The sequence below is a fragment of the Levilactobacillus suantsaii genome, from assembly GCF_004115745.1.
Lineage (GTDB): Bacteria > Bacillota > Bacilli > Lactobacillales > Lactobacillaceae > Levilactobacillus > Levilactobacillus suantsaii.
This window is the reverse complement of the sequence record NZ_QXIL01000053.1, coordinates 1-1,803: the sequence shown is the minus strand read 5'-3', so window position 1 is coordinate 1,803 and position 1,803 is coordinate 1. Positions and strand designations below refer to the sequence as shown.

Annotated in this window: 2 protein-coding genes; both read right to left on the bottom strand. The window is 38.8% G+C overall.

The genetic code is table 11. The features are described 5' to 3' along the window. Positions 1 to 72: 72 nt before the first annotated feature. The gene (gene mobV, locus DXH47_RS11465; protein WP_129033427.1) at positions 73 to 1,158 is read right to left on the bottom strand and encodes a MobV family relaxase; all 1,086 of its coding nucleotides are present in this window, start codon (positions 1,156 to 1,158) and stop codon (positions 73 to 75) included. A 280-nt stretch (positions 1,159 to 1,438) separates the two neighbouring features. Continuing rightward, on the bottom strand, positions 1,439 to 1,803 hold a 365-nt coding region (locus tag DXH47_RS11460), incomplete at its 5' end, for a Rep family protein (protein ID WP_225423584.1).

Sequence of the window (1,803 nt, the reverse complement as noted above, 5' to 3'; positions counted from 1 at the left end):
AGTTAAGTACGTTCAATCTAGCGAGATGGTAAATTAAGCTCTTAAACGCCATTTTAAGCTCGTATAAGCGTTTTAAAGATGTGGACCGCCTAATTCATCAGATTTATGTTTGTCGAGTTCCTGTGAGCTTTCAGGGGCTTTTTTAGACGGTTTTTTTAGTCCTGCACGCTCTAGCCACTTGTCAGGTAAATTGATACCTAGTTTTTTGTGTAGAAACTCATCAACATTTCGTATAATGCCTTGAAGCATTCCTACTAGTTTTTGTAATCGCTCATTTTCTTTTTTCAGTTCATAGTTGTGACCCTTGGCTTCGCTCAAATCATTACGCAAACTATGATTTTCTACTTCCAGATGAATTTTTTCAAAGTTATAAGCGTCGCTAGTCACCGCCCTTTGTTCCAAATCAGCGAGATCAGATTTATCAACCGTGACTTTATTTTTATTCATCAAGGTGGGTTTACTAGCAATTTTCTTGGTATCCCGTGGTTTGATTTCATCAAGCTGTTTTTTAGTATCTGCAAGCTTTGCTTGTGTCTCTTGTTTTTCGGTCTCTATTTTTTTCAATTCTTCCCGCATAGCTTTGTATTCGGGTACTGATAAATTCTTACGCTCTTTATTTTTGTTACCACGTTGAACATCAAAGCCATTTTCTTTGAGGTACTGTGGTAATTCCTCTTGAATGTGCTGTAAGGCTTCACGATTGAATATACGCTTAGCTGAGAGCTTTTTATCATCATCAAAGGGCACAATGCCCATATGCATATGAGGGGTCTTCTCGTCCATATGAACAACTGCATAGCGAATATTTTCGTCACCATAGTTATCTGCAAAATATTGTTTGGCTGTTTCAAAATATTTACGGGTTTCGGCTTCGTCTAATTGCTCAAAAAAATCTTTGTCACTGGTTATAATCCACTCATTGACTAAAACAGCGTCTTTGCGAACTGCCCACTTACTCGCTTTGTTTTCGTTGATATAGGCTTCAATATCCGTTTTAAAATTATCAGTGCGTCCAGCCACCAAATCATAATTCAGGTGGGAGCGGGAAACATCAATATCTTCGTTGCTGTGATTAGTCGTTTTCCGTTGGTCATGATTGCCAATGCCGACTAAATTATCAGCTTTTAATTTCGTCATTCTAGCCACTGCAAAACTCATTGTACGCACCTCATTTCGGAGTTATCTTCCAAGTAAAGTATAACCCATTATACTTTACAAGGTAAAGTGTGGGCTCTACGAGGTAGTAGCGTTCTCCCTTCCTACTGGGAGAACTGCTATTTTTCTGCGCCTATTATCCGGCTAGAAAAACCTCCGGCGGGCTATTGCATAGCGAGCGCATTTCATGCAGAACTCTACCCGAGTAGGGCAAGCTGATGTCAGCTTAACCACAAAAAGAGCTGACCATTATATAGTCAGCTCTTAAAAAATTATACAGAAACTACCTTTTATTGATGTTTTTACTAGCATACTGTTGTTTCTGCCAATTTGACTTGATATATTCTTTAATAAAAAGCGTATTCCTTTCAGTTAGAAGTTCGAACCAGCCAGCTGGTGCTTCCTCAGACATGCAATAATCTGCAAAGTCTTTTAAATGCATAATTTCATTTTCAGAAATAAAAGTCAACATGTCACGTAAGGCTTGGCGCTTATCCCCAGTAGAAAGAGCTAAGCAACTCTCTAAATCAAAGCCTCCAAAGGTCTCAATATCAGCATTATCATACTGATATTTTTCAGGATTATCCATATGTGTCAAGTACCTAACAGCGCCAGTTAAACTACTAATTCTTTGAGGAGCAGGCGCCC